The organism is Streptomyces sp. NPDC004051, assembly GCF_053604275.1.
Genome location: NZ_JBSGHG010000022.1, coordinates 107,736 through 115,255, shown reverse-complemented (window position 1 = coordinate 115,255; position 7,520 = coordinate 107,736). Strand labels below are relative to the sequence as shown.

The window sequence follows — 7,520 nt, the reverse complement described above, 5'->3', positions numbered from 1 at the left end:
GTCAGCGACATCCACCTGGGGCCCGTTCTCGGCCGGGGCTTCGCGCAGAGGGTCGTCGACACGATCAACTCGACCCAGCCCCCTGCGCAGGGATCCCGCCCACCGTCGTACCGTCCTGTGCCGGCGCGTGCCGGCCGAGGTCTCAGGGCTCGAACTTGTAGCCCAGCCCCCGGACCGTCACCAGGTAGCGCGGCGCGCCCGGGTCCGGCTCGATCTTGGCGCGCAGCCGCTTGACGTGGACGTCGAGGGTCTTGGTGTCGCCCACGTAGTCGGCGCCCCAGACCCGGTCGATGAGCTGCATCCGGGTCAGCACGCGCCCGGCGTTGCGCAGCAGCATCTCCAGCAGGTCGAACTCCTTGAGCGGCAGGTCGACCTTGGTGCCGCCCACGGTGACCACGTGCCGGTCGACGTCCATGCGGACCGGGCCGGCCTCCAGGGCCGCGGGGGCGACCTCCTCGGGCTCGCCCCTGCGGCGCAGCACGGCGCGGATACGGGCGACCAGTTCGCGCGAGGAGAACGGCTTGGTGACGTAGTCGTCGGCGCCTATCTCCAGGCCGACCACCTTGTCGATCTCGCTGTCCTTGGCGGTCACCATGATGACGGGGACGTTGGAGCGGCCGCGCAGCTGGCGGCACACCTCGGTGCCCGGCAGTCCGGGCAGCATCAGGTCGAGGAGGACGAGGTCGGCGCCGTTGCGCTCGAACTCGTCGAGGCCGTCGGGCCCCGTGGCCGCGACGGCGACCTCGAAGCCCTCCTTGCGGAGCATGTACGACAGGGCGTCGGAGAAGGACTCCTCGTCCTCGACGACGAGCACTCGGGTCACGGAAGGACCTCCGGGGAGGGAAGCGTTTCGCACGCGGATGAATCGGGAGCGTGGGGGGATGAGGGGGTGGACCCTACGGCCTCGTCCTCGAGGCCTTCGGGGTCGTCCCGGCGGGACGACGGGGAGGTGCGGTCGCGGGTGGGGGCCGCGGCGGCCTCGGGAAGCCGCAGGGTGAACGTGGAGCCCTGGCCTTCGGCGCTCCACACCGTGACCTCCCCGCCGTGCGAGGCGGCCACGTGCTTGACGATCGCGAGGCCCAGACCCGTGCCGCCCGTGGCGCGGGAGCGGGCCGGGTCGACGCGGTAGAAGCGCTCGAAGACGCGCTCCTTCTCCTTGTCGGAGATTCCTATGCCCTGGTCGGTCACGGCGATCTCGATCAGGCCCCCGCCCGGCTGGGCGACCCTGCGGGCCGCTATGCCGACGCGGGTGCGGGCGGGCGAGTAGTTGACGGCGTTCTCGACGAGGTTGCCCAGGGCGGCGGCGAGCTGGCCGCGGTTGCCCCAGACGCGCAGGTCGGCGGCGCTCGGCAGGTGCCCGCCGTCCTCCTGGTCGGGCCCTTCGAGTCCTTCGCGCCCCTCGGTTCCCTCGGGCCCGTCGGGCGCCCACACGTTCGAGGCCATGGTGATCTGCTTGGCGCCCGCCGCGTGGCGGCAGCGGTCGACGGCCTCGGCGACCAGTTCGTACACGCGAACGGGTTCGGCGTCCTCGAGCGGATCGTCGTTCTGGACGCGGGAGAGGTCGATGAGCTCCTGCACCAGATTGGTGAGGCGGGTGGCCTCGCCCTGCATCCGGCCGGCGAAGCGCTCCACCGCCTCGGGGTCGTCGGAGGCGTCCATGACGGCCTCGGAGAGCAGGGAGAGCGCGCCGACGGGGGTCTTGAGCTCGTGGCTGACGTTGGCGACGAAGTCGCGCCGCACCGCCTCGATGCGGCGGGCCTCGGTGAGGTCCTCCACGAGCAGCAGGACGAGCCGGGAGCCGAGCGGCGCCACCCGCGCGGAGACGGCGAGGGCCTCGCCGCGTCCGGTGCCGCGGCGGGGCAGATCCAGTTCGACCTGCCGTATCTCGCCGTCCCGCCGGGTGTCGCGGGCCATCTGCAGCATGGGTTCCACGGCGAGCTCGCCGCCGCGGACCAGCCCGAGGGCGTACGCGGCGGAGCTGGCCTTGACCACGCCGTCCGCCTCGTCCAGGACGACGGCGGAGGAGCGCAGTACGGAGAGCACGGTGTCCACGCCCGGCGGAAGCACCGGTTCCGTGTGCAGCGAGGAACGCGTGGGGCGCCGCTGTTCGCGCTCACTGAAGCGGAACGCCAGCACGGCGATGGCGCCGGTGAGCAATCCGGCGATCGCCGCCGCTGCGGCGACCGCCGCGTTCACGTCCATGTGTCCAGGTTAGGCATGCGCCCACCAGTGGCCACAGCCACGAGAGAGCAAGCTCGAACACTCGTCGCCCAGAGTTCACCTCGGAGCCAGGGATGGTTCATTTGGGGTGGCGGAACCGGACGCGTAAGGATCGGAACGTGGGAGCGTGGGGTTTCGCACCGTCGGTCGCGCGGGGTTCGCGCCGTCGACTGCGTGGCGGAGCACCCGCCCCGGAACCCCGCGGGAGCCCGGCTCCCGAAGCCCCGAGTAGATGCACGAGAGGAGCCCCGATGCGGGACGCGTACCACGAGGAACTGGATTCGATCGGCGACAGTCTGGTGGAGATGGCCCGGCTGGTCGGGTCGGCGATCGGGCGCGCCACGACCGCCATCCTCGACTCCGACCTGAAGCTCGCCGAGCACGTGATCGAGGGCGACCAGAAGGTCGACGAACTGCAGCACGACCTGGAGGCCCGTGCGATAGCCCTGCTGGCGCGCCAGCAGCCGGTGGCGACCGATCTGCGGATCGTCGTGACCTCGCTGCGCATGTCGGCCGATCTGGAGCGGTCCGGCGACCTGGCGCAGCACGTGGCGAAGCTGGCCCGGCTGCGTTTCCCGGAGCGTGCGGTTCCGCACGACCTGCACGCGACCATCCTGGAGATGGGTCAGCTGGCCCAGCGCCTGATGGCCAAGGCGGCTGAGGTGCTCACCACCAAGGACGTCGACCTGGCGCTCCAGCTGGAGCAGGACGACGACGAGATGGACCTGCTGCACCGCACCCTCTTCCAGCACCTGATGGACGACCGCTGGAAGCACGGCATCGAGACGGCCGTCGACGTGACGCTGCTGGGCCGCTACTACGAACGCTACGCCGACCACGCGGTCTCGGTCGCCAAGCGGGTGGTCTACCTGGTCACGGGCGAGCACGCGGACGAGATCCAGCCGGACGTCCAGCCCGACATCCAGCCGGTGCCGGGGGCACAGGAGGCCTGACCGGACCGCGTGGGGGGGCGCGGAAATCGGCCGAAGGCGCGCATGAGCCCCAATGCGCCGTTGATGCGCCCGCTGGAACGGGCATCCAATGGGCACAGGCACGGCGCCAGTCTCGAGGAGGGACCCATGGCCGATTCCCCCAGCTCCCCCGGCACGACGCCCGATCCCACGCAGGAGCGGGAGACGGAGCAGCCCGCCGAGATCAGGAGCCTGCCCCTGGTCGCCGCGTGCGGCTGCGGCTCCGGCTGCAGCTGCGGCTGCCAGTCGGGCAGCCCCTGCCAGTGCTGAGCACGCCCGTTCGAAGGCCCCGGCGCCCGCCGGGGCCTTCGGCATGCCGGGCGGCCGGCGCGGGCGCAGCATGGAAGTACGGACGCCCCGAGTCGGCGCGTACGGCCCGGAGCGGGAAGGAGGTGCGAGGCCATGACCCAGTTCATGGACATCCACCACGGCATGCAGGGCATCACGGCGGACCAGCTACGGCAGGCGCATGAAGCCGACCTCGCGATACAGGAGGAGGAGGGCGTCTACTTCCGGCAGGCCTGGGCGGACCCGGAGTCCGGCACGCTCTACTGCCTCTCGGAGGCGCCCTCCGCCGAAGCGGTACAGCGCATCCACGAACGCACCGGCCACAAGGCCGACGAGATCCACGCGGTACCGCTGTCGGTGCAGTAGGCGGTCCTGACCCCCGCCGGAGGCGGCGCCCTTCAGGGAGCACTGACCTCCGGCGTCGGCTGAATCCCCTCGTCCTTCCCCCCGTCGTCCTTCCCCGCGGCAGTCACGGTCTCCTCTGCGATCGCGGTCTCCTCGTTCGGCAGGCCGCGCATCAGCAGCCCGTACCCGAGTCCGGCCACGGTGCCGATGACGGCGCACAGGCCCCACAGCCACCGCGCCCCGAACCGGTCGATGACGAACCCCGACATCAGCGGGGCGACGAGCGCGGCGACGGCCCAGGACATCGTGTACATGCCCTGGTAGCGCCCGCGTCCGTGGGCCGGCGACAGCCGCACGACCAGCCCGGTCTGGGTGGGCGCGTTGACGATCTCGGCGAGCGTCCACACGCAGACGGTGAGGGCGAAGACGCCGACCGATCCGGCGAAGGCGGTGAGGCCGAAGCCGTACCCGGCGAGGAGCGAGGAGATCACCAGCAGCCGTCCGGGGTCCCGGTGTTCGATGAACCGGGTCACCGGGATCTGCAGCGCGACGATCAGCACACCGTTGACCGCGATGGCCATGCCGTAGTCGGCCGGGGTGAACCCGGCCGCGCCCATCGCGACGGGCAGTCCGACGGAGCCCTGCATGAAGATCAGCGCGACGAGGAAGGACAGCCCGACGACCCCCATGAACCGCCCGTCCCGCAGGACGGTCCCCAGCCCCACGGAGTCCTCCCGCTCCTCCTCGGCGCTCCGTACGGGCTTCGACTCGGGGAGCTTCACGTAGACGACGACGGCGCACACCATGGTCATCGCGGCCTCGACGAGGAACCCGGCGAGGTAGCTGTACTCGGCGATGAACCCGGCGGCCGTGGCGGAGACGGCGAAGCCGAGGTTGATGGCCCAGTAGTTGAGGGAGAAGGCGCGGATGCGGTCCTCGGGCCGGACGATGTCGGCCATCATCGCCTGGACGGCGGGCCGGGACGCGTTGCTGGCCATGCCGACGAGGAAGGCGACGGCGGCGATGGAGATGGGGTCGCGCACGAAACCGAGGGCCGCCACGGACACGGCGGTGGAGGCCTGTGCGATGAGCAGCGTGGGCCGTCGGCCGATCCGGTCGGTCATCACCCCGGCGCCCAGCGAGGAGATCACCCCGCCGAGTCCGTGCACGGCGGCGACCAGACCGGCGTAGGTGGCGGAGTAGCCGCGGTCGAGGGTGAGGTAGAGCGCCATGAAGGTGGCGACGAAGGCGCCGAGCCGGTTGACGAGGGTGCTCGTCCACAACCACCAGAACGCCGGGGGCAGTCCGGACACGGTCTCCCGCACCGCACTCCGGACACGGACGACGGATACCACGCAACCCCCCGATGTAAGCACCTGAAACGGCGAGCACACCTTACAAAGGAACCGGAGGGGTACACCACTCGATTAACGGGTCCCGCCGATCGTCCGCCCATCGAGCGGGGGCACGGCCCGCTCGTGGCTTCGATTACGCTCGGACCCATGGCCGACGCACCGTACAAGCTGATCCTCCTCCGCCACGGCGAGAGCGAGTGGAACGCGAAGAACCTGTTCACCGGCTGGGTGGACGTCAACCTCACTCCGAAGGGCGAGAAGGAGGCGACGCGCGGCGGCGAGCTGCTCAAGGACGCCGGTCTGCTGCCCGACGTGGTCCACACGTCCCTCCAGAAGCGCGCCATCCGCACCGCGCAGCTGGCGCTGGAGTCCGCCGACCGCCTCTGGATCCCGGTCAGCCGCAGCTGGCGCCTGAACGAGCGCCACTACGGCGCCCTCCAGGGCAAGGACAAGGCGCAGACCCTCGCGGAGTTCGGCGAGGAGCAGTTCATGCTGTGGCGCCGCTCCTACGACACCCCGCCGCCCCCGCTGGACACCGACGCCGAGTACTCCCAGTTCGACGACCCGCGCTACGCGACCCTCCCGCCGGAGCTGCGCCCGCGCACGGAGTGCCTGAAGGACGTCGTCGTCCGGATGCTCCCGTACTGGTTCGACTCGATCGTCCCCGACCTCCTGACCGGCCGCACGGTCCTGGTCGCCGCCCACGGCAACAGCCTGCGCGCCCTGGTCAAGCACCTCGACGGCGTCTCCGACGCCGACATCGCGGGCCTGAACATCCCGACGGGCATCCCCCTCTCCTACGAACTCGACGCCGACTTCAAGCCGGTCAACCCCGGCGGCACCTACCTCGACCCGGACGCCGCCGCGGCCGCCATCGAGGCGGTCAAGAACCAGGGCAAGAAGAAGTAGCCCGAACGCTTCGAGCCCCCTACCTGCGACTTCCTCGCGAGTAGGGGGCTTGTCGCTGTCCCGGGGCCGTCTCTGGACCGTCAGGAGTGGCGGTCGCCCCGCCACTCGTACGCACCGGGTGACGTCTCGACCACCTCACGGGGATAGACCTCACGCACCCGGGCAAGAAGGCCGCGCTGCTCGGCGACCCACGTCGGCGGTAGCACGAACAACGGGAGAGTGACCGTGATCCCCGTCGACGGCCCGTCGTGCACGGACACCAAGAGCTCGCCGCCCTCCTGGGGCTTGAACCTCAGGGAAGGAGTCCTCCCGGATTCGAGGACGGCGACGCGGCGGTCTTGGAAGCGGAGGTCGGAGCGGGCAGCCTTTGGCCTTGGTGGTCCTCGCCGAAGTGCCGGGCTATTTGATGCGGTCGAGGAAGTCCAGCACTCGATGAGAGACCTGCGCGGCGGCCTGCTCGTCGTAGGTCGGCAGGCTGCTGTCGGTGAACAGGTGCCTGTCGCCGGGATAGGAGAACAGCTCGGCATCTGCCGCTGTCTCGACGAGCGCGCGAGCCGCGTCCACATCGCCTTCCCTGGAGAAGAACGGATCCGCGTCCATGCCGTGGACCTGGACCGGGACATCGTCGGGCCAGGCGCCGCCGAACTCCGCGACCGGGACGCATGCCTCCAGCAGCAACGCCCCCTTTGCGCCGGGGCGGGTCTGGGACAGCTTCTGCGCCGGCAGGACGCCGAGCGAGAACCCGAGGTAGACGAGTTCCGTAGGCAGCCCCTCGGCGGCGGCGGTTCCGCGCGCGATGACCGTGCCGAACCCGGCTTCCTGAACGTAACCCATTCCCTCCTCGAGACTGTCGAATACCTGCCCCTCGAACAGGTCCGGAACGTGGACGGTGTGTCCGGCCCGTCGCAGCTGCTCGGCGAACTCACAAACGCCGACGGTCAGCCCGTACCCGTGGTGGAAAACCAGCACCTCAGCCATGTCGCTCCCCTCGTGCTGCGGTACCCGGGCGGCACCGCAGCACGAGCATGGCCCGCACCACTGACATCTGCGGGTCGTAGCCGGACGGGATCAGACCGTTGAAGCCGGATCTGCGATGCGGGCTTCCAGGTCCGCGACGCGCCGGTCCTGGAAGCGGAGGTCGGAGCGGGCGGCCTTGAGCCGCTCGTCGAGGGGGCGGCGGTCGGCAGTGAGCCGGCGGACCCGCTGCTTGAGGGTGGTGTTCTCGGTGGTGATCCGCTGGATGGCCTCCTTGGCCCATTCGGCCTGCAAGTCCCTCACCTCTCCGATGAGTTCACCGATGCGGGACCACTGGGTGAGGATTTCCGCGGTGGCCGCACCGCGGGCTTTCACCAAGGTCAGCGGCCGAACCAGGCACGGATGATCGCAGCTTCCCAAGCTCGAAGAAGCAAGCCCACACGCGTGAGCCCCCTGC

10 protein-coding genes are annotated in these 7,520 nt (G+C 70.6%); 4 read left to right on the top strand and 6 right to left on the bottom strand.

What is annotated here, in order from left to right; genetic code table 11:
• Positions 1 to 142 precede the first annotated feature (142 nt).
• Both ACWEQO_RS22475 and ACWEQO_RS22470 read right to left on the bottom strand, forming a co-directional pair.
• A complete protein-coding gene (locus tag ACWEQO_RS22475; protein WP_030403545.1) occupies positions 143 to 823 on the bottom strand; it encodes a response regulator transcription factor in 681 nt (226 codons plus the stop codon).
• Positions 820 to 2,202: a sensor histidine kinase gene (locus tag ACWEQO_RS22470; RefSeq protein WP_452984965.1), complete on the bottom strand. Its 1,383-nt coding sequence runs from the start codon at positions 2,200 to 2,202 to the stop codon at positions 820 to 822. Before ACWEQO_RS22470 ends, ACWEQO_RS22475 begins: the two co-directional genes overlap by 4 nt.
• A 269-nt stretch (positions 2,203 to 2,471) precedes the next feature.
• Here ACWEQO_RS22470 and phoU point away from each other — a divergent pair, with 269 nt between their 5' ends.
• The 3 genes from phoU to ACWEQO_RS22455 all read left to right on the top strand — a co-directional run bounded on the left by phoU (position 2,472) and on the right by ACWEQO_RS22455 (position 3,845).
• Complete coding sequence (gene phoU / locus ACWEQO_RS22465) at positions 2,472 to 3,173, top strand: phosphate signaling complex protein PhoU (protein WP_361450999.1); 702 nt, start codon at positions 2,472 to 2,474, stop codon at positions 3,171 to 3,173.
• 126 nt (positions 3,174 to 3,299) lie between these two features.
• Positions 3,300 to 3,461: a hypothetical protein gene (locus tag ACWEQO_RS22460; RefSeq protein ID WP_279335256.1), complete on the top strand. Its 162-nt coding sequence runs from the start codon at positions 3,300 to 3,302 to the stop codon at positions 3,459 to 3,461.
• A 132-nt stretch (positions 3,462 to 3,593) separates the two neighbouring features.
• Positions 3,594 to 3,845, top strand: a complete 252-nt coding sequence (locus tag ACWEQO_RS22455) for an SCO4226 family nickel-binding protein (protein ID WP_361450996.1) — start codon at positions 3,594 to 3,596, stop codon at positions 3,843 to 3,845.
• A 32-nt stretch (positions 3,846 to 3,877) separates the two neighbouring features.
• Here ACWEQO_RS22455 and ACWEQO_RS22450 read toward each other — a convergent pair whose 3' ends face one another.
• Complete coding sequence (locus tag ACWEQO_RS22450) at positions 3,878 to 5,179, bottom strand: MDR family MFS transporter (protein ID WP_452984964.1); 1,302 nt, start codon at positions 5,177 to 5,179, stop codon at positions 3,878 to 3,880.
• 147 nt (positions 5,180 to 5,326) lie between these two features.
• On the opposite strand from ACWEQO_RS22450, the gene ACWEQO_RS22445 reads away from it, so the two are divergent.
• Positions 5,327 to 6,088, top strand: coding sequence for a phosphoglyceromutase (locus ACWEQO_RS22445; RefSeq protein WP_361450990.1), 762 nt, complete (start codon positions 5,327 to 5,329; stop codon positions 6,086 to 6,088).
• Positions 6,089 to 6,168: 80 nt separating this feature from the next.
• On the opposite strand, the gene ACWEQO_RS22440 is transcribed toward ACWEQO_RS22445, so the two are convergent.
• The 3 genes from ACWEQO_RS22440 to ACWEQO_RS22430 all read right to left on the bottom strand — a co-directional run bounded on the left by ACWEQO_RS22440 (position 6,169) and on the right by ACWEQO_RS22430 (position 7,438).
• A complete protein-coding gene (locus ACWEQO_RS22440) occupies positions 6,169 to 6,522 on the bottom strand; it encodes a DUF5959 family protein (RefSeq protein ID WP_452984967.1) in 354 nt (117 codons plus the stop codon).
• Entirely contained in the window at positions 6,488 to 7,066 is a 579-nt protein-coding gene (locus tag ACWEQO_RS22435; protein WP_452984963.1) for a dienelactone hydrolase family protein, read from the bottom strand. Before ACWEQO_RS22435 ends, ACWEQO_RS22440 begins: the two co-directional genes overlap by 35 nt.
• A 90-nt stretch (positions 7,067 to 7,156) precedes the next feature.
• On the bottom strand, positions 7,157 to 7,438 hold the full coding sequence (locus ACWEQO_RS22430) for a hypothetical protein (RefSeq protein WP_452984962.1): 282 nt from the start codon (positions 7,436 to 7,438) through the stop codon (positions 7,157 to 7,159).
• Positions 7,439 to 7,520 lie beyond the last annotated feature (82 nt).

Coding starts and splice junctions, on each gene's coding strand:
- phoU (WP_361450999.1), top strand. CDS start 2,472: ATGCGGGACGCGTACCACGAGGAACTGGATTCGATCGGCGACAGTCTG.
- ACWEQO_RS22470 (WP_452984965.1), bottom strand. CDS start 2,202: ATGGACGTGAACGCGGCGGTCGCCGCAGCGGCGGCGATCGCCGGATTG.
- ACWEQO_RS22460 (WP_279335256.1), top strand. CDS start 3,300: ATGGCCGATTCCCCCAGCTCCCCCGGCACGACGCCCGATCCCACGCAG.
- ACWEQO_RS22445 (WP_361450990.1), top strand. CDS start 5,327: ATGGCCGACGCACCGTACAAGCTGATCCTCCTCCGCCACGGCGAGAGC.
- ACWEQO_RS22455 (WP_361450996.1), top strand. CDS start 3,594: ATGACCCAGTTCATGGACATCCACCACGGCATGCAGGGCATCACGGCG.
- ACWEQO_RS22435 (WP_452984963.1), bottom strand. CDS start 7,066: ATGGCTGAGGTGCTGGTTTTCCACCACGGGTACGGGCTGACCGTCGGC.